Here is an 18440-nt window from a genome sequence, read left to right as displayed (position 1 = left end):
GATCAGGTCAGGCGAGGAGGTCGAGCGCGTCGATCGACGTCCCCGCGCTGAGGTAGGCCGTCGTTCCCGAACCGCTCACCACGTCGATCTTCAGCACGTTGTACTGACTGGTGTCCGTGAGCCAGGCGGCGGCCGGGACGCTGTAGGTGAACGTGTAGTTGTTGCCCCGGTACGACCCGACGGTCAGGGAACGGGTGCTCGGCTGGGTGGGCGGCGAGGGGATGGCCGACACCCAGTCGTTCACCGTGACCCGTGGCCGGCCGTTCGCGTACGCCGTCGTCACACCGATCCGCAGGGTGTGCGCGGCGGCGGCCTGCGCGGCGGTCAGCTTGAAGTACACCAGCAGACCGCTGTTGACGTCCTTCCAGATGTACGCCGGGAAGGACGAGGTCTCGCCGCCGCTGCCGATCACCACGTTGCCGGTCCAGGCGGCGGCCCGGGGATCGGAGGGGTGCGCGTACGTCATCAGCGCCGCGTTCTTGAACCCGCTCGGCGTGCCGTCCCAGGTGCCGATCCGCCAGATCGCGCTCGCGTTGCCCGGGTCGTTCGACGAGGGGATCGTGATCGTGTTGAGGGTGGTCGTGGCGCCCGCGGTCACCGTCACCGAGGCGCTGTGGACGGAGAGTTCACCCTTGAAGACGGTCAGCGTGTACGTCCCCGGCAGGACCCCCGCGATCGAGAAGTAGCCGTCGGAGGATCTCGCCGAACCCCAATACTGGGCGGCGGAGTTGGCGAGCCCGACCGTGTACGCGTACGCCGTGTTCCGGCCCGAGATGCCGACGCCCGCGACCTTGCCGCGGCCCCCGGCGGCGACGTACCCGAAGATGCCGAGCGAGTCCGCCCACGAGGTCGTGAGGTTTCCGGGGTACAGCGACGACGAGGGGGCGCCGCCGTCCGTGAACGCGATGACGTACGGGCCCTGGAGCCCGAACCGCTGCGCCTCCGTCTGGTTCTCGCCGTAGTAGAGGATCTCGTACAGGCCGCCGCCGTCCGCGCTCTGGTGCCGCAGCAGGGAGCGGTAGAAGGGGCCGCCGGAGGCCTTCTCGTGGTTGCTGCGCACCATCCATAAGCCGACGGCGCCGGTGCTCCAGCCGATGTAGTCGTAGTCGACGACGCGGAGCTTCGAGTAGTGCTTCGAACGGGTCTGGCCGTCCGCCTTCGCGAACACGTCCGCGGCTTCGACGGTGGTCGGCGCGTACGTGTAGGAATCGGGCTCGTCGTTGAGGAACAGACCCGCCTTGACGCGCACGATGTAGCGGGTCGCGCTGACCGACGTGTCCGCCTTGTTGGTCCACACGTAGACGTTGTTCTCGCCGCTGCGGGCCGCGTAGTAGTGCTTGAGCGTCCCGTACGTGACGCTGACCAGGATCGTCGAACCGGACTGCGCGATCGTCACGGCGGAGGTGCCGAGGCCGGACTCGACGTGCGAGTTCTTGCCGCCGTAGCCCTGGTACTCGGTGCCGCGGTAGACGAGCGAGGTCAGGTCGCCGTTGGTCTTGCTGACCTTGAAGACGAGGTTCGCGCCGGTGTCGACGACGTAGTTCGAGCCGTCGTCCGTGTAGCCGAAGCCCGCGGCGGACGCGGGGGGCGCGAGCGGTCCGGCGAGGGCCGCCGTGCCGGCGGCGGCCGCGCCGCCGAGTACGAAGGTGCGGCGGCGGACCGGCCTGTTGGGGGAACCGGACATGCGGGGGTGCCTCCTTCGGGAGGTGTGGGGGTGCGGGTGTCTGGCAGGGTGGCAGTTGAATCGATTTCGCGAAAGGCCTTTCACGCGCGGGGAGTTGACGGTGATGTGAAATTGAGCCCTCTACTAGAAAGCGCTTGCCGCTAGCGGTACGGTCCAGCCGTCAGGTCTGTCGTCCTGTCGGAGGAGCCGCAATGAGACGTTTCACCACCGCCGTGCCGGCGGTGCTGGCCGCCGTCACCGCCCTGTCGGCGGTGCCGGCCCAGGCGCAGGCGCACGAGGGGCGGCGCGCCCCGGGCCTGGAGAACTGCACCGCCAGCGCCTGTCACTTCGACGTCGCGCCCGGGACGTACGACGTCCGCGTGCTGCTCGGCGGCGACGCGGCGGCCGGTACGAGCATCAGCGGTGAGGCGCGGCGCTCCCTGCTGCCCGAGACGGCCACGGAGGCGGGCGAGCGCGTGGCCCGCGGCTTCACGGTGAACGTCCGCACGCCGGAGGGCGAGCCCACCGGCGCCGACGGCACGCCCGGCCTCGACCTGGTGCTCGGCGGCGCGGCCCCCGCCCTGGCCGGTATCAGCGTCACGCCCGCGCGGCACCCGCGGCAGATCTTCCTGGTCGGCGACTCCACGGTCTGCGACCAGCCCGGCGACCCCTACTCCGGCTGGGGGCAACAGCTGCCGCAGTACCTCCGCAAGGGGCTGTCCGTCGCCAACTACGCGGACTCCGGCGAGAGTACGGTCACCTACCTCGCCGACCCCGCGCTCTTCCCGACCGTCCAGCCGCTCATCCGCAGGCACGACCTGGTCCTCATCCAGCTCGCCCACAACGACAAGACGACGGACGAGGCGACGTACCGCGCGAACCTCGAGACGCTCGTCGCGGGCGTCCGCGCGAAGGGCGGCGATCCGGTCCTGGTCACGCCCATCGTGCGCCGCTGGTTCAACGCCGACGGCACCCTGAACAACAACACCGCGCTGCTGGTCAACGGCCTCGGTGTGGACCACCCGGCGGTCATCCGCTCGGTCGCGGCGGCCGAGGACGTGCCCCTGATCGACCTGACGGCGAAGACCAAGGCACTCGTGGAATCCCTGGGTGTGGAAAGATCAAAATCGATCTATCTCTACAACGAGAAGCGGGACAACACGCATACTTCAGTGCAGGGGGCGACCCTGTACGCGGGTCTGGTGCGCGACGAGTTGGTGGCGCAGCATCTGATCCCGGAGAAGCAGGCGAGGTAGCCCCCTCGGAGGCAGCCCTCCGCCCGAACCCCTGGGGCGTCCCGACCGGAACCGGGGCGCCCCAGGCTCCTTTCGCAGCCGAGCGACGCGAGACAGGAAGCCATGCAGCCGTTCAGGTCGCCCGCCACGCCGCCCGAGGACCGCACCCTCAGCCCGTACACCGGCCACACCCGCGCCCACTGGGAGGCGACCGCCGACGCGCTGCTCGCCGCCGTGGCCCCGTACGCGACCGAGGACCAGGCGCTCTACCACCTGCCCGGCGACCGCCCGAGCTGGTCCGGCAGGCTCTCCGACGGCCTGGAGGGCTACGCTCGTACGCTGCTGCTGGCCGCCTTCCGCCGGGACGAGAAGGCCCTGGAGCGGTACGCGGACGGACTCGCGGCCGGCGTCTCGGGCGTCTGGCCGCGCATCGAGCACCGCGGCCAGCCCCTCGTCGAGGCGGCGTCCGTCGCCCTCGCCCTGCGCCTGACCCGGCCCCTGCTCTGGGACCGCCTCTCCGACGGGGTGCGACAGCGCGCGGCGGCCTGGCTCGGCGACGCGCTGACCGCCGAACCCTGGCCCTGCAACTGGGAGTTGTTCCCGGTGACGGTCGGCGGCTTCCTCCAGGAGATCGGGTACGAGCCGGACGACGCACGGGAGGCCGTCGACCGGGGTCTGGAGCGCATCGAGCAGTGGTACGTCGGGGACGGCTGGTACACCGACGGCGACGGCCGGGCCTTCGACTACTACAACGGCTGGGCCATGCACCTGTACCCCGTCCTGCACGCGTGGCTGGCCGACGACGCGCGGCTGCTGGACCTGTACGGCGGCCGGCTCTCGGCCCATCTCACCGACTACGCACGCCTGTTCGGCGCGGACGGAGCCCCCCTGCACCAGGGCCGGTCCCTGACGTACCGCTTCGCCACGACGGCCCCGCTGTGGCTGGGCGCGCTGACCGGCCGTACGCCCCTGCCGCCCGGCGAGACGCGCAGGCTGGCATCCGGCGCGCTGCGGTACTTCCTCGACCGGGGCGCGGTGGACGACCGGGGCCTGCTGACCCTGGGCTGGCACGGCCCCGACTCGGCTGTCTTGCAGGGCTATTCGGGCCCGGCGTCCCCGTACTGGGCGAGCAAGGCGTTCCTGGGCCTGCTGCTCCCCGCCGACCACGAGGTGTGGACGGCACCGGAGGAACCGGGTCCGGCGGAACGCGCCGACGCCGTCACGCCGATCGCCGCCCCCAACTGGCTGCTCCAGTGCACGCGTTCGGACGGGGTGGTGCGCCTCCACAACCACGGCAGCGAGGACGTCCGCTACGACCCCCACTACTCCCGGCTCGCGTACTCGACGGTGACGGTTCCTTCGCCGGCGTACGACAACACCGTGACCGTGGGCGGCGATCCGAGCCGTACGTCGATCGAGCCGCTCGGCGTGGGCGAGGGCTGGGCGGCCTCCCGCCACACGGCCGGCGAGGGTGTCCGGGTCACGAGTCTGGTCGTGGCCCGTGGTGCGGTGGAGGTGCGCGCCCACCTGGTGGCGGGCGCCGCGCCCGGGACGCCGGTGCGGGTCACGGGCTGGACGCCGGCGCAGGGCCTCGGCGCCGAACTCCTGCCCGGCCACAACCTCTCCGGGGACCTCACGGGCGTGACGGCGGACGGACCGACACTGTTCACGGCCCTGGCCCGTCTCACGGCGGAACAGGACCCCGTGCCCCTCGCCGAGGCGGTGTCCGTGCGGGTGGCGGACCCGGGAGAGATCCGGGTGAGCTGGACGGACGGCCCGGAGGTACGGATCCGGCTGGGCGACGGCGAGGTGGCCGTGTCAGCCGGGCAGTGAGGCGAGCCAGTCCGTCAGCAGCCGGTTGGTGTCCTGCGGGCGTTCCTGCTGGAGCCAGTGGCCGCAGCCGTCGAGGATGTGCGAGGAGACCAGGCCGGGCAGCGTGACCGGGTAGGCCTCGATCGCATCGGCAAGCCACTGGGTGGAGGCGTCCAGACCACCGCCGATGAAGAGGGACGGCTGACGGACGGGAGCCCCGTCGAAGGGAGCGAGGTCCTCCCAGTCCCGGTCCATGGCGCGGTAGCGGTTCAACGCCCCGCTCAGGCCGGTCCGTTCGAACTCGCCGGCGTAGACGTCGAGGTCGGCCTCGCTCAGCCAGGCGGGCAGCCGGCCGGCGGGGAACCGCTCGCGCAGCGTTCCGCCACGGCGTACGAAGTGCGGATCCGGCGCGTCGGGCGCGGGCATGGTGTCCGCCGACAGGGCGGCGTAGAAGCCCGCGAGCCAGCCGCGGACGTCCGGTTCGATCTCGGCCTCCGCCCGGCCGGGCTCCTGGAAGTAGGAGACGTAGAACTCCTCGTCCCCGCCCATCCCCGCGAAGATCTCGCTGGGCCGGGGGCCGCCGCGCGGGGTGTAGGGCACGCTCAGCAGCCCCACCGCGCGGAACACGTCGGGCCGTACCAGGGCCGAGGTGGCGGCGATGTTCGACCCCCAGTCGTGGCCGACGATCACGGCGGTCCGCTCACCGAGGGCGTGCACCACGGCCACGTTGTCCTCGACCAGGTCGAGCATCCGGTACGCGTGCACCGCGTTTGGCCGGGAGGAGCGGCCGTAGCCGCGCACGTCGACGGCGACCGCGCGGTAGCCGGCCGCCGCCAACGCGGGCAGTTGGTGCCGCCAGGAGTACCAGGACTCCGGGAAGCCGTGCACCAGCAGGACCAGCGGCCCGGTGCCCTGCTCCACGAGGTGGATCCGTCCCGCGGGTGAGGACACCAGACGGTGGGTGAGCGCTGTGGTCCGCGGGGTCTGCGGCATGGATCCTCCCGGTCGTTCGGCAATCAGCTACGACCGAGATCATGCGTCGGGCGACGCGGCGGACACGAGAGGTGTTGCCACTTCGGCAAAAAGCGGCGCCGCGGGGCTACGCCGTCGGCGTGAGGCGCCCGATCCCCAGCGTCGTCGTGGCCGGCGAGGCGCCGGTAAGCGCGCGCCGGCGTAGGACGGGGTGACGGGCGCGCACGCCGCGGGGATGGTTCGGCGGGCGCCGAAGCGTTCCGCGTCTAGCGTTCCGGTATGAACGATTCCGCGCAGGAACGCCTGAGGGAAACCGGCACCGAAAACCCGGCCGCGGCCGTCGTCGCCATGGTGGACCACGTCCTCGACCTCGCCGCGACCTGGACCGCCTGGGACGGGAAGCCCGCCCACGTCGACGACCGCGTCTACACCCCGCACAAGGCGATCCGCCGCGTCACCGACCTTCCCCAAGCTCTCAACTCCGTTCGAGCAGGGGATACCCCGATCCTCGACCACCTGGCCGAGCTGGAGGCCCGGCTCGTGGGCGAGGAGCCGCAGCCCGACCACTGGCACGCGTCGGCGAGCACGACGGAGGCGGATCTCGCGCCGTTCACGCCCGAGGATCTCGACGAGGCACGCAGCCGACTCACGCGGCTCGCCCGGATCTGGGCGAACCGGCTCGGCACACTGACCGAAGGGCAGCTCGACGACTCTCCGGCGCAGGGCTGGAGCTTCCGCCGACTGGCCGAGCACCTCGAGGAATCGACGTACTACGCCGACGCCGTGGGCAGGTCGGCGTGACCCGGCAGGCGGACGTGACCTCGTTCTCCGCACTCCATCACGCCGACGCGCCCCTGCTGCTCCCCAACGCCTGGGACCACGCCTCGGCGGCGGCCCTCGCGGCCCAGGGTTTCGAGGCGGTCGGTACCACCAGCCTCGGCGTCGCCGCGGCGGCCGGTCTGCCGGACGGCACGGCGGCGACCCGGGAAGAGACGGTACGGCTCGCCCGGCAGCTCGGCGGGGGCACCTTCCTGCTCTCGGTCGACGCCGAGGACGGGTTCGGCCACGACCCGGACGGCGTGGCCGAGTTGGCGCGCGAGCTGGCGGCGGCCGGGGCCGTCGGCATCAATCTGGAGGACGGCCTCGCGTCCGCGAAGCTGCACGCGGCGAAGATCGCCGCGGTCAAGGCCGCCGTACCGGACCTCTTCGTGAACGCCCGCACCGACACGTACTGGCTCGGCGACGGCGGCCACGCCGAGACCTGCCGCCGCCTCGACGCCTACCGACAGGCCGGCGCGGACGGCGTGTTCGTCCCCGGGCTGAGCGACCCGACCCGCATCACCGCCCTGGTGAAGACCCTCGACGTGCCGCTCAACATCCTCTACTCACCCCTGGGCCCCACCGTCGCCCAACTCGGGGACCTCGGCGTACGAAGGGTGAGCCTCGGCTCCCTGCTGTACCGGCGGGCGCTGGGCGCGGCCCTTGACGCCGCCGCGGACATTCGGGCGGGACGACCGCCGCGGGGCGTCGCGCCGACGTACACCGAGATTCAGGCGCTCAGCGCGGAAGGCCCGGACGCCTAGCCTGATACGGTTGAAGCTTTCGTGGGTATCAGACCCTTTGGACTCATCACCGGCGAGGGACCGAGGAACCATGGACATGGACATCCCCGGCGACAAACGACTGGCGGCCGCCGTCGTGATGGATGACGAGGGGCGCGTGCTCCTGGTGCGCCGCAGTGAGAGGGAACGGTTCCTGCCCCGCGTGTGGGGCGTCCCGTGCGGGAAGCTCGAACCGGACGAAAGTCCCCGGGACGGCGCCCTGCGTGAGCTGAAGGAAGAGACCGGACTCCGCGGCGAGGTGGTCCGCAAGGTCGGCGAGTCGTCCTTCGTCAGCGACTATCGGGGGCACGAGACCAAGAACTGGCAGGACAACTTCCTGGTCCGGCCGCTGTCCACGGACATCACGCTCCCCGCGCCCGACCAGGCGTACGCGTGGCTGACACCGTCGGAGCTGTCGAGCGTCGACATCGACGAGTACAACCTGGACATCGTGCGCCAGGCCCTCACGAACTCCTGAGCAGCTCCGCCAGGCCGCCCAGTTCCGCCAGGTAGCCCGCCACGTCGAGCGGCACCTTCGGGACCGTTCCCGGATGGGGGCCGGCCGCCGTGAACACATCGGTGTGGCGCCGCCGTTCACTCCCCGTCTCCAGGAAGAGCGTCACCGTCGGTACGTCCGTGTCGCACCAGGCGCGGTGCAGGGTGTGCGCGGGCAGGGCGTAGGCGCTGCCCGCCGTGTACTGACCCACGTGTGTCATCCGCAGCCGGGCCGGGCCCGCGGGCTCCAGCAGCCAGTCGGCCGACCGGTCCGCCAGGGACTCCCTGTAGCGGGCCGCCGCCATCCCGCCGCCGCCGCGAGGCTCGCCCTTCCCGTTCCGCTCGTCCTGCCCGTTCCGCTCGTCCTGCTCGTACAACTCCATGGTCAGCCGGCCCCGGACCACGTAGGACGCCAGCGGGGAGCGGTGGTTGTGGATGTCCTCCTTGCCGATCGCACCCGCGCCGGGGTGCCACAGATGGGCGCGCAGCATGTGCCGTGGACCGCCGTCGATCAGCAGGAGCTTGTCGAAGCCGAGAACGTGCCGGTACGACAGCCGGGCGCAGCCCTCGGGGTCCCCCTCGCCGCAGGCCAGTTCGGAGATCAGCTCCAACAGTCGCTCCGTCGAGCCCAGTTCGGCGACGACGGTACGGGCGGCCGCCACCAGCTCGTGCTCGGGCCGTTCGCCGTCCAGCGCCTGCGCGAGCCGCCGCCGCGCCGCCAGGACCTGCCGACCACCCATGCACTCACCCTCCAACAACCCGTTGACGCCACCGACTTCAGCTTCCAGGCTGATACATCCATACGGCATGCGCCCGCAGCGCCGAAAGGCCTTGATAGGTCATCCACATGGGCCGGCGCAGCTCGCTGCTGTCGTCGCGCACCCAGGCCCAGATGCCGTCGGTCTGTCCCGCCCACACGGCTGTGACCGCGCCGTCCAGCCGCTCCCGCCACGCCTCCTCGATCCCGTCCTCGCGGGCGAGCTCGCGCGCGCCCGGGGTGAGCAGGGCGCGCACGATCCAGGAGGCGGTGAAGTGCCGTACGTTCAGCACCTCGTGGCGCGAGGGGTCGTCTGCGCGCGGGCGCCGTACCTCCTCCCGGAGGTTCTCCAGGTCCAGGCAGGTGTCGTGCGGCTCGTCCGCGCAGGCCAGCAGCCAGCGCACGCCGTCCTCGCGGGCCGCGCGCGCGTTCGCGCTCTCGCCCAGCACACGGGCGGCGCGGTCGAGGGCGACCACGGCCTGCGCGGTGTGCAGCGACGACGGCCGACCGTGCACCGGCACCAGGCGGTGGCTCCAGCAGCGGCGGTGGTCGCGCTGCGGGTCGGTGATCGCACCGCCGACGAGGGCCTCGCGCAGCAGGGGGAGGGCGGCGGAGCGGGGCGCCGCGCGCAGCAGTCCGCGCAGCACGGTCGTCACCACATGGGTCAACTCGCGTCCCGTACGGTCGAGTTCGGGCGTGAACCCGGCCTCGCACAACGCCACCTCGGCCGCCAGCCGGTCCCGCGGGGCGCCGGCCCGGGCCAGCGCGCCCAGCACCAGGGCGGTGACCTCCGGCCGGGCCGCGGTCCCCTGGGACCGCGCCGACCAGCCGCCGTCCGGCAACCGCAGCCGCCACAGGGTGTCGACCAGGTCGCCGGTGCTGAGCCGCCCGTCGGGCACGCCCAGGTCGAGCATGATGTGCAGCCCGTAGGCGGTGCCGACCGGGGTCGGGCGCACGGGCGTGGCCTCGCCGAGGGAGTGGGACCAGCCGGTGAGCTGCCCGCGCACCGGGTCGTCGACCACGGTGACCTGATCGGCGAGGGTGTCGTAGGCGCCCGTGAAGATCTGGGGGAGCGGGCCGGGCGCGGTGGTGGACGGGATCGGCGCGGGGCCGGGGGCCGACGCGGTGGCCCGGGCCCGGACCAGCGCCGCCGCCAGCCAGGCCGCGGCGGCCGTGCCGAGCCCGCTGACGCCGGCGATCACATACTTGGCGGGGGTGCCGGTGACGCTGTCGGGCAGCACTCCGAACAGGAACTGGAACACTCCGTACCCGGCGGCCGCGCAGCCGAGGCCACCGAGCCAGCCCACGAACCTCGAGGGTCGCGAACCGCCGGGCGTGACCGGCGCCGGGTCGGACCTCGACGGTCCGCGTCTCAGCTGTTGTTGAGACAAGGCGCGCTCCCTCCCCCAGGGCGGCACGTGCTACCGGCGAAGCTTTCAGTCTAAGTGGTCAGCGGTACGCCTGGGGCACCGGCCGGAAGCAGTGTCTCCGCGAGCTGGTCCGCGAACTCCACGGGGTGTTCGACCGCCCCGACGTGACCGCCGGGGAACTCGACGAAACCGCTGCCGCTCAGCTCGGCGGCCAAGGAGGCCGTGCGGTGCAGCAATTGGCCGCGCGAGTCGGCGCCGGCGCCGAGGGTGAGGCGCGGGGACAGGGCGGTGAGTGCGGTCACGTCGGGCTCGTAGGCGGTGAACTGACGCAGGACGCGCGTGAGGAAGAGCGGCATGGGGTGGGACAACTCGTCGGCGGGGGAGGGGGGTTGGGCGGCGCCGCCGGGCGGTTCGCCGGGAGTCGTTCCCGTCAGCCCGGCGCCCAGTCGGGCCGCGGCCGCCTCCAGGCCCGCCGCCCGGTAGACCTCGTACACCTCCGCGAACATCGCCCGTTGCGCGGCCGCGTCGTCGAGCACCGCCACCACCGGCGGCTCGTGCGCGACCACGTGCCGCAGCCGCCGCGGGTGGCGGGCGAGCAGGTCCAGTGCGGCGATGGCGCCCGAGCTGCTGCCGAAGACGTACGCCGACTCGCCGTCCGGCAGGACCGCGTCGAGCACCCGGCGCGCGCCCTCGCTCCACGCCTGGGCCCGCTGGTCCTCGACGGGTTCGCCGAGCCGTCCGTGCGCGAGGCCGAGCGGGTCGTACGTGACGACGGTGAACCGCGTGGCGAGGCGCTCCGTCATCCCGTCGAGCCCCATCGGATGCCCGGCCCCGCCGGGGACGACGAGCAGCACGGGCCCGCCGCCGCACACCTCGTAGTACAGGTCAGTCACGGTCCCTCTCCTGTTCGGGCCAGTGTTCGAGGAGTGCGTGGAGGGCGTCGATGGTCCGCTGCCAGGACGCCAGTACGTCACGGGGCGCACCGAATCCGCCGGCCGCCTCCAGGGCGCAGTAGCCGTGGAAGGTGCTGCGCAGCAGTCGTACGGCGTCGGTCAGGTCGGGCTCTTCGAGGCCGTAGGCGCGCAGCATGCCGTAGGTGATCTCGGCGGTCCGGTGGAAGGCGCGGGAGGAGGCGACGAGGGTCTGGTCGATCCGGATCTGGGTCGCCGCGTACCGTCCCGGCCGTTCCAGGGCGTACTCCCGGTAGGCGTCGGCGAAGGCGGCCAGGGCGTCCTTGCCCGAGCGGCCGGCCACCGCGGCGGCGATCCGGTCGATCATCTCCTCGCCGGCCAGCAGGGCGACCCGTGTGCGCAGATCCTGCACGTTCTTGACGTGCGAGTACAGGCTCGCGTCCTTCACCCCGAACTGCCGTGCCAGCGCGGACACGGTGACGTTCTCGAAGCCGACCTCGTCCGCGAGGTCGGCCGCGGCCTCCACGACTCGATCGACCGTCAGCCCGACACGAGCCATGAGCCACCACCTCCACCTGATTCAGCCATCAAGGCCCTCAGCCCCCTAGTCACCCAACAGCCTAGGGCCTCTAGGTAGCTGCCTAATATACCCAGACGCGCGGCGGAACATCGTGCGCCGCGACATCGAGCCGTCGGACCTGATGCGACGGCGGCGGCCGGACCGATCAGGATTCGAGAAGCGCGGGCCCCCTGGCCGCGGCTAGCGTGAGCGCCGTGCGCAGCAGAACCGGACGTACGCTCGAGGCCGGTCGGATCGAGCGAGGCGGCGCCGACGGAGACCGCGAAGGCGGGCCCGCCCAACAGATGGAGACACGATGAGCATGGCCACGAGGACGGACACGCAGGCGCCCGTGCTGCACGTCGCCGACAGCCACGATCTGATCCGCGTGCACGGAGCGCGCGTGAACAACCTCAAGGACGTCAGCATCGAGATCCCGAAGCGCCGGCTGACGGTGTTCACCGGTGTCTCCGGCTCGGGCAAGAGCTCGCTGGTGTTCGGCACGATCGCCGCGGAGTCGCAGCGGCTGATCAACGAGACCTACAGTGCCTTCGTGCAGGGCTTCATGCCGACGCTGGCGCGGCCCGAGGTCGACGTGCTCGAGGGGCTGACGACCGCGATCCTCGTCGACCAGCAGCGGATGGGAGCCGACCCCCGCTCCACGGTCGGCACCGCCACCGACACCAACGCGATGCTGCGCATCCTCTTCAGCCGGCTCGGGCAGCCGCACGTCGGCCCGCCCAGCGCGTACGCCTTCAACGTCCCCTCGGTCCGCGCGAGCGGCGCGATCACCGTCGAGCGCGGTGCCAAGAAGGCGGTGAAGGCCACCTTCAACCGCACCGGCGGCATGTGTCCGCGCTGCGAAGGCCGGGGCACGGTCTCCGACATCGACCTCACCCAGCTCTACGACGACTCCAAGTCGCTCAACGAGGGCGCGCTCACGATCCCCGGCTACAGCATGGACGGCTGGTACGGCCGCATCTTCGGCGGCTGCGGCTTCTTCGACCCGGACAAGCCGATCCGCAAGTTCACCAAGAAGGAACTGCACGACCTCCTCCACAAGGAGCCGACCAAGATCAAGGTCGATGGCATCAACCTGACGTACGAGGGTCTGATCCCGAAGATCCAGAAGTCGATGCTGTCCAAGGACATCGACGCGCTGCAACCGCACGTCCGCGCGTTCGTGGAGCGCGCGATGACGTTCACCGTCTGCCCCGAGTGCGACGGCACCCGGCTCAGCGAGGGGGCCCGGTCGTCGAAGATCGAGGGGCTCAGCATCGCCGACGCCTGCGCGACGCAGATCAGCGACCTGGCCGACTGGGCCCGCGGCCTCGACGAGCCGTCGGTTGCGCCGCTGCTCGGCGCGCTGCTGGGGACCCTCGACTCGTTCGTGGAGATCGGCCTCGGCTACCTCTCGCTCGACCGGCCGGCGGGCACGCTGTCGGGCGGCGAGGCGCAGCGCGTCAAGATGATCCGCCACCTCGGCTCCTCGCTCACCGACACGACCTACGTCTTCGACGAGCCCACCGCGGGCCTGCACCCCCACGACATCCAGCGGATGAACGACCTGCTGCTGCGGCTGCGGGACAAGGGCAACACGGTGCTCGTCGTGGAGCACAAGCCGGAGACGATCGCGATCGCCGACCACGTCGTCGACCTCGGCCCAGGCGCCGGCACGGCGGGCGGCACCGTCTGCTTCGAGGGCACCGTCGAGGGGCTGCGGGCCGGCGGGACCGTCACCGGCCGCCACTTCGACGACCGGGCCGCCGTCAAGGAGACGGTACGCAAGCCCACCGGCGCGCTGGAGATCCGCGGCGCGACGGCGAACAACCTGAAGGGTGTCGACGTCGACATCCCGCTCGGCGTGCTCGCCGTCGTCACCGGCGTCGCCGGCTCCGGCAAGAGCTCGCTCGTGCATGGGTCGATCCCGGCCGGCGAGGGCGTGGTGTCGGTCGACCAGAGCGCGATCCGCGGCTCCAGGCGGAGCAACCCGGCGACGTACACCGGACTGCTCGACCCGATCCGCAAGGCGTTCGCGAAGGCCAACGGCGTGAAGCCGGCGCTGTTCAGCGCCAACTCCGAGGGCGCCTGCCCCACCTGCAACGGCGCGGGCGTCATCTACACCGACCTGGCGATGATGGCCGGCGTCGCCAGCACCTGCGAGGAGTGCGAGGGGAAGCGGTTCCAGGCGGCGGTCCTCGACCACCACCTCGGCGGCCGCGACATCAGCGAGGTGCTCGCGATGTCGGTGACCGAGGCCGAGGAGTTCTTCGGCGCCGGCGAGGCGCACACGCCGGCCGCGCACCGCATCCTCGGCCGGCTCGCCGACGTCGGGCTCGGCTACCTCACCATCGGTCAGCCGCTCACCACGCTGTCAGGCGGCGAGCGGCAGCGCCTCAAGCTGGCCACTCACATGGCCGAGAAGGGCGGTGTCTACGTACTCGACGAGCCGACCACCGGCCTGCACCTCGCCGACGTCGAGCAGCTGCTCGGCCTGCTCGACCGGCTCGTCGACTCCGGCAAGTCGGTCATCGTCATCGAGCACCACCAGGCGGTCATGGCGCACGCCGACTGGATCATCGACCTCGGCCCCGGCGCGGGCCACGACGGCGGCCGGATCGTCTTCGAGGGCACACCCGCCGACCTCGTCGCCGCCCGCTCCACCCTCACCGGCGAGCACCTCGCGGCCTACGTCGGCACCTGACCGAGGCCCTGGTCTCGACGCGTCCAGCGCGACCCGGGGCAGGGGCGATCCGACCGGGGACCGTCCCTGCCGGGCCAGGGCGGGACGCGGCTCACGCGGTCGGATCGAGTCCGTTCGACAGCCCGGTGTAGGCGGGCTTCGCCGCGTAGCTCTCGTTGTACGGGAGGGCCGCGCCGTACCCGCTGAACGTCCCCGGGATCCATGAGTACTTGTCGCTGACGCCCCACACGGTGATGCCCGCGCAGCGCGCGACACCCAGGCAGTTCTCGCTGGCCGTCTTGTAGTCGGCGGACTGCTGAGCCAGTTCGTCGGAGGAGGCGGGCAGGGGGATGCGGATGTCGAGTTCGGTGACGGAGACCTCGAGCCCCAGGTCCGAGAAGCGCTTGAGATTGGCCTTCATGGTGGACGGCACCTGCCCGACCACGAAGTGGGACTGGAACCCTATGCCGTGCAACGGCACCCCGTCCGCCAGGAGTTGCTTCGCCAGCGCGTACAGGGCGTCGCTCTTCGCGTTGTCCGCCTCGATGTTGTAGTCGTTGATGTACAGCTTGGCGGCGGGGTCGGCGGCGTGCGCCCACCGCAGCGCGTTCGCGATGTACCCGGTCCCGAGCTTGTCCTGCCACAGCGAACCGCGCATCGAGCCGTCCTCGTTGAACGTCTCGTTGACCACGTCCCAGGCGTACACCTTGCCCTTGTAGCGGCCGACCTCGGTGTCGATGTGGCTCTTGAGGATCGTGTTCAGCTCGGAGGCCGAGAAGTTGCCGTTCTTCAGCCACGACGGCAGCTGTGCGTACCAGGCCAGGGTGTGCCCGCGTACTCCCTGGCCGTGTGCGCTCGCGTGCGCGACGAGCCGGTCGGCGGCGGCCCAGTCGAAGCCGCCCCGGCTGGGCTCCACCGCGTCCCACTTCATCGCGTTCTCGGCGGTGACGGAGTTGAACTCCCGGTCCAGCGCGGTGGTGTACGCCGAGTCGCTCCGCAACGGGCTGTCGCCGACGGCCGCACCGATCCGCACGCCGCGGCCGTCGGCGTAGCCCCGGAGGGTGGTGGCGGCAAAGGCGTCCGGGGTGAGCTGGGGGAGGGCGACGGCGGCGGCGACCAGCGCGCCGACGGCTACGAGGGGGAGGGGACGGGAGGCGCGACGACGGTGGGCGGCTGTTGTGTGGGGCACGGCTGCTCCTGGGAGTGGGGGCGGATGCGGGCGTGGTGCGTCCCCCTTGAGTTGCCGCCGGGCGCGGGCAGGTTGCCGCTCCCGGTGATGGGCGGGGCGCCCGCACCCGCCCCGCCAGGAGCGCCGCGCACAGGCCTGCCGCGATCAGCGTCGCGAGCGCGGTTCAGACATGGACCTCCGAGAAGACGCCTCCGAGAAGACGAAGGAGAACTCCGCCGGGCCCGGACGAAGGTGGTACTGCGGCAGCGCGCCCGGCCCGCACGACTGCGAGCCGATGCCCTGCTGGCCGTGGTCGAGGTTGACCCACACGGTGTCACCGGGCGTCAGGTCCGTGAGGTGCTCGGCCGCGTCCAGCTGCTCGGTCGTCCAGCGGCGTGCCGTGAACCAGAACTCCGGCTCGCCCTCGATCCGCAGCCCGCCGATCTCCGCCCAGCGGACGTCGGCGCGCGCCCCGTTCTCCTGCGGCCGGACGTACGGGGTCTGGAGGTCGTCCACGGCCGACTCCCAACGGCCCAGCATGGACGCCGACCTGGTGTCGGGGTACGCCTCGCCGGGGCCGCCCCCGAACCACCGCACCCGGTCCGCCGCCGAGGACAGCCCGAACCGCACGCCGAGCCTGGGCAGCGGGAGCGTCCAGTCGCCCTCCGGCGCCACGGACACCGTCAGCCTCAGCCGCGTCCCGTCGGACGTCCACCGGTACGCCGTCCGCAGGCCCACCTCCCAGCCCGCGGGCGCCACCCGGGACCGTACGGTCAGGGCGTCGTCGTCCAACTCCACCGCCTCCAGGCGGTGTTGCATCCGGTGCAGGCCCAGCCTGCGCCAGAGCGGGCCGTAGCGCTCGTCCGGCTGCCAGTGCGCGCCGTTGTCGTTGTCGGTCGGGGCGCGCCACACGTCCAGGCGGAGCCCGGTGACGTCGACCCCGCCGATCGTTCGCGGCGCACCCGTGCGGGCGTCGAAGGCGGCCGGGCCGAGGGTGATCCGGCGCTCGCCGGGCACCGGACCGCAGGACGGGGCGACCCGACCGCCGGGCCGGGCGACACGCTCCGAACTCCCCTTGCCGAGAGGGAATTGGGCCCAGGCCACCTGATGCCCCTTCGGGCCCCACGCGGTCTCGGCGGTCAGCACCGCGCGTACCGTCCACTGTGTCTCGGCCCCCCGCCCGTCCACGGGCGGCGTCGGCAGCTTCACGTCCGCCGACTCGCCAGGAGCGAGCGCGGGCACCGACAGCGCGCCCGCCTCGACGGTCTCTCCGTCGACCTGGTACGACCACTCGAAGGCCAGCGCCGAAAGGTCCGCGAAGTCGTACGCGTTCGTCACACGGATCGTGCCGTCCGTGCCGTCCGTGCCGTCCGTGCCGTCCGTGCCGTCCGTGCCGTCCGCACCTCCCCCGGGCGCTCGGCTTCGCCCGGCCAGGGGGGACCCCCATCCCTCGATGCGAACCGGTTCGATCACCTTCTTGTACTCGACCAGGCCGGGCGACGGCGTCCGGTCCGGGAACAGCAGCCCGTCGCAGACGAAGTTCCCGTCGTGCAGCTCCTCCCCGAAGTCGCCGCCGTACGCGAAGCCGTACCGCTCGTCCTTGATGCCGTGGTCGATCCACTCCCAGATGAAGCCGCCCTGGAGCCGGCCGTACGTCTCGAAGAGCCGTTGGTAGTCGGCGAGGCCGCCGGGACCGTTGCCCATGGCATGCCCGTACTCGCAGAGGACGAAGGGGAGGTCGCGCCGCCGGTGCGTGCCCCCGTCCAGGCCCCGGCCGATCCGCTCGACCTCGGCGTGGGCGGCGTACATCCGTGAATACACGTCCGTGTCACGGCAGTCGATGTCACCCTCGTAGTGGATCAGACGCGAGGTGTCCCGGCCGCGGATCCACTCCGCCATGGCGGTGAGCCCGCGTCCGGTGCCGGCTTCGTTGCCGAGGGACCAGATGACGACCGAGGGGTGGTTCTTGTCCCGCTCGACCATGCGGGCCGCGCGGTCGAGCAGGGCGGGGGTCCAGCGATCGTCGTCGACCGGGTTGTCGCGCCAGGCCTGCTCGGTGAAGCCGTGGGTCTCCAGATCGCACTCGTCGATGACCCACAGGCCGTACTCGTCGCACAGGTCGAGGAAGGCGGGGTGCGGCGGGTAGTGCGAGGTGCGGACGGCGTTGATGTTGTGCCGTTTCATCAGCAGCACGTCTTGGCGCATGGTCTCCAGGTCGAGGGCGCGGCCGCGCTCGGGGTGCCATTCGTGCCGGTTGACGCCCTTGAAGAGGACGGGCGTGCCGTTGACCTTGATCAGACCGTCTTGGCGTACGACCGTTCGGAAGCCAATGCGCAGGGGGACCTGTTCGCCCTCGGTGGCCAGCACGCCGTCGTACAGCCGGGGCGTCTCCGCGGTCCACGGCTCGACGGCGACCGTCACCGACTCGCCGGTCTCGACATCGACGTCCAGCTCGGGCACGGTGACCCGGCCGTCGACGTCGGAGTCGACGCGCAGGGTGCCGAGCCCCTCGACATGCTCGTACGAGGCGTGCACGAAGAAGTCGAGGGCGCTGCCCGCCGGCCGGTGCAGGAGCGTGACGTCCCGGAAGATGCCGGGCAGCCACCACTGGTCCTGGTCCTCCAGGTACGAGCCCGCCGACCACTGGTGGACCCGCACGGCCAGCACGTTGCCGCGCGGCTTCAGCAGGTGTCCGACCGCGAACTCGTGCGGCAGCCGCGAGCCCTTGAACTCCCCGATGTCCGTCCCGTTCAGCCACACCCGGGCGCAGGACTCGACGCCGTCGAAGCGCAGCACGCAGCCGCCGTCCGACAGTGCGGGCCAGTCGGCCGGCAGATCGAAGACCCGCAGATGGTCACCGGTCGGGTTCTCGGTCGGCACGCGCGGCGGGTCGACCGGGAACGGGTAGAGGTGGTTGGTGTAGATCGGCGCGCCGTGGCCTTGCAGCCCCCAGTGGCCGGGGACCTCGATCTCGGTCCAGTCCCCGGCGTCGTACCCCTCCCCCTCCTCCTCGATGGCGTACCCCTCCGCGGCGAAGGAGTCGTCCTGGGCGTCGGCGGTCGGCGACAGCCGGAAGGCCCAGCTGCCGTTCAGTGACAGGGACACGGCGTCCGAGGATGCGTACCAGGCCCTCGGGGGCAGCGCCCCGCTTCCCGGCGAGACGTCCTCGACGTACTCGGTGGACGTGGGCGAAGCGGTGGTGCGGAAGGACATC

Annotated in this window: 14 protein-coding genes; 6 read left to right on the top strand and 8 right to left on the bottom strand. The window is 71.9% G+C overall.

What is annotated here, in order from left to right; translation table 11 throughout:
- Window positions 1-7: 7 nt before the first annotated feature.
- Window positions 8-1684, bottom strand: a complete 1677-nt coding sequence (locus GTY58_RS11085) for a rhamnogalacturonan lyase B N-terminal domain-containing protein (RefSeq protein ID WP_010983548.1) — start codon at window positions 1682-1684, stop codon at window positions 8-10.
- A 191-nt stretch (window positions 1685-1875) separates the two neighbouring features.
- Here GTY58_RS11085 and GTY58_RS11080 point away from each other — a divergent pair, with 191 nt between their 5' ends.
- Together GTY58_RS11080 and GTY58_RS11075 are read left to right on the top strand one after the other, a co-directional pair.
- The gene (locus tag GTY58_RS11080) at window positions 1876-2919 is read left to right on the top strand and encodes a rhamnogalacturonan acetylesterase (RefSeq protein WP_037647251.1); all 1044 of its coding nucleotides are present in this window, start codon (window positions 1876-1878) and stop codon (window positions 2917-2919) included.
- 102 nt (window positions 2920-3021) lie between these two features.
- A complete protein-coding gene (locus GTY58_RS11075) occupies window positions 3022-4731 on the top strand; it encodes a DUF2264 domain-containing protein (protein WP_010983546.1) in 1710 nt (569 codons plus the stop codon).
- Here the strand turns inward: GTY58_RS11075 and GTY58_RS11070 are convergent.
- The gene (locus tag GTY58_RS11070; protein ID WP_010983545.1) at window positions 4717-5703 is read right to left on the bottom strand and encodes an alpha/beta hydrolase; all 987 of its coding nucleotides are present in this window, start codon (window positions 5701-5703) and stop codon (window positions 4717-4719) included. The two genes, GTY58_RS11075 and GTY58_RS11070, sit on opposite strands and share 15 nt — an antisense overlap.
- 258 nt (window positions 5704-5961) lie before the next feature.
- On the opposite strand from GTY58_RS11070, the gene GTY58_RS11065 reads away from it, so the two are divergent.
- The 3 genes from GTY58_RS11065 to GTY58_RS11055 all read left to right on the top strand — a co-directional run bounded on the left by GTY58_RS11065 (window position 5962) and on the right by GTY58_RS11055 (window position 7761).
- Window positions 5962-6483 (top strand): hypothetical protein, encoded by a 522-nt coding sequence (locus GTY58_RS11065; RefSeq protein ID WP_010983544.1) that lies wholly within the window; start codon window positions 5962-5964, stop codon window positions 6481-6483.
- Window positions 6484-6497: 14 nt separating this feature from the next.
- A complete protein-coding gene (locus tag GTY58_RS11060; protein WP_042494331.1) occupies window positions 6498-7265 on the top strand; it encodes an isocitrate lyase/phosphoenolpyruvate mutase family protein in 768 nt (255 codons plus the stop codon).
- Window positions 7266-7341: 76 nt separating this feature from the next.
- Window positions 7342-7761 (top strand): NUDIX hydrolase, encoded by a 420-nt coding sequence (locus tag GTY58_RS11055; protein ID WP_010983542.1) that lies wholly within the window; start codon window positions 7342-7344, stop codon window positions 7759-7761.
- On the opposite strand, the gene GTY58_RS11050 is transcribed toward GTY58_RS11055, so the two are convergent.
- The 4 genes from GTY58_RS11050 to GTY58_RS11035 form a co-directional block, all read right to left on the bottom strand.
- The gene (locus tag GTY58_RS11050) at window positions 7748-8518 is read right to left on the bottom strand and encodes a hypothetical protein (protein ID WP_010983541.1); all 771 of its coding nucleotides are present in this window, start codon (window positions 8516-8518) and stop codon (window positions 7748-7750) included. The genes GTY58_RS11055 and GTY58_RS11050 overlap by 14 nt on opposite strands.
- A 37-nt stretch (window positions 8519-8555) precedes the next feature.
- Entirely contained in the window at window positions 8556-9842 is a 1287-nt protein-coding gene (locus tag GTY58_RS11045; RefSeq protein ID WP_242432233.1) for a hypothetical protein, read from the bottom strand.
- 134 nt (window positions 9843-9976) lie between these two features.
- A complete protein-coding gene (locus GTY58_RS11040) occupies window positions 9977-10798 on the bottom strand; it encodes an alpha/beta hydrolase (RefSeq protein WP_010983539.1) in 822 nt (273 codons plus the stop codon).
- A complete protein-coding gene (locus GTY58_RS11035; protein ID WP_010983538.1) occupies window positions 10791-11375 on the bottom strand; it encodes a TetR/AcrR family transcriptional regulator in 585 nt (194 codons plus the stop codon). The genes GTY58_RS11040 and GTY58_RS11035 overlap by 8 nt, the downstream gene beginning before the upstream one ends.
- 322 nt (window positions 11376-11697) lie before the next feature.
- Here GTY58_RS11035 and GTY58_RS11030 point away from each other — a divergent pair, with 322 nt between their 5' ends.
- Window positions 11698-14079, top strand: a complete 2382-nt coding sequence (locus GTY58_RS11030) for an excinuclease ABC subunit UvrA (protein WP_197586410.1) — start codon at window positions 11698-11700, stop codon at window positions 14077-14079.
- A gap of 91 nt (window positions 14080-14170) precedes the next feature.
- Here GTY58_RS11030 and GTY58_RS11025 read toward each other — a convergent pair whose 3' ends face one another.
- Both GTY58_RS11025 and GTY58_RS11020 read right to left on the bottom strand, forming a co-directional pair.
- On the bottom strand, window positions 14171-15247 hold the full coding sequence (locus tag GTY58_RS11025; protein ID WP_010983536.1) for an endo-1,4-beta-xylanase: 1077 nt from the start codon (window positions 15245-15247) through the stop codon (window positions 14171-14173).
- 144 nt (window positions 15248-15391) lie between these two features.
- Entirely contained in the window at window positions 15392-18439 is a 3048-nt protein-coding gene (locus GTY58_RS11020) for a glycoside hydrolase family 2 TIM barrel-domain containing protein (protein ID WP_010983535.1), read from the bottom strand.
- Window position 18440 lies beyond the last annotated feature (1 nt).

It is taken from the genome of Streptomyces sp. SID5469 (genome assembly GCF_009862865.1).
Lineage (GTDB): Bacteria > Actinomycetota > Actinomycetes > Streptomycetales > Streptomycetaceae > Streptomyces > Streptomyces avermitilis.
The sequence above is the reverse complement of the archived record's forward strand: the minus strand, read 5'-3'. Positions and strand labels throughout refer to the sequence as shown.

Bases quoted from the DNA above. Each gene is read 5' to 3' on its own strand.
- GTY58_RS11085 (WP_010983548.1), bottom strand. From the start codon at position 1,684: ATGTCCGGTTCCCCCAACAGGCCGGTCCGCCGCCGCACCTTCGTACTC.
- GTY58_RS11080 (WP_037647251.1), top strand. From the start codon at position 1,876: ATGAGACGTTTCACCACCGCCGTGCCGGCGGTGCTGGCCGCCGTCACC.
- GTY58_RS11075 (WP_010983546.1), top strand. From the start codon at position 3,022: ATGCAGCCGTTCAGGTCGCCCGCCACGCCGCCCGAGGACCGCACCCTC.
- GTY58_RS11070 (WP_010983545.1), bottom strand. From the start codon at position 5,703: ATGCCGCAGACCCCGCGGACCACAGCGCTCACCCACCGTCTGGTGTCC.
- GTY58_RS11065 (WP_010983544.1), top strand. From the start codon at position 5,962: ATGAACGATTCCGCGCAGGAACGCCTGAGGGAAACCGGCACCGAAAAC.
- GTY58_RS11055 (WP_010983542.1), top strand. From the start codon at position 7,342: ATGGACATCCCCGGCGACAAACGACTGGCGGCCGCCGTCGTGATGGAT.
- GTY58_RS11050 (WP_010983541.1), bottom strand. From the start codon at position 8,518: ATGGGTGGTCGGCAGGTCCTGGCGGCGCGGCGGCGGCTCGCGCAGGCG.
- GTY58_RS11035 (WP_010983538.1), bottom strand. From the start codon at position 11,375: ATGGCTCGTGTCGGGCTGACGGTCGATCGAGTCGTGGAGGCCGCGGCC.
- GTY58_RS11030 (WP_197586410.1), top strand. From the start codon at position 11,698: ATGGCCACGAGGACGGACACGCAGGCGCCCGTGCTGCACGTCGCCGAC.
- GTY58_RS11020 (WP_010983535.1), bottom strand. From the start codon at position 18,439: ATGTCCTTCCGCACCACCGCTTCGCCCACGTCCACCGAGTACGTCGAG.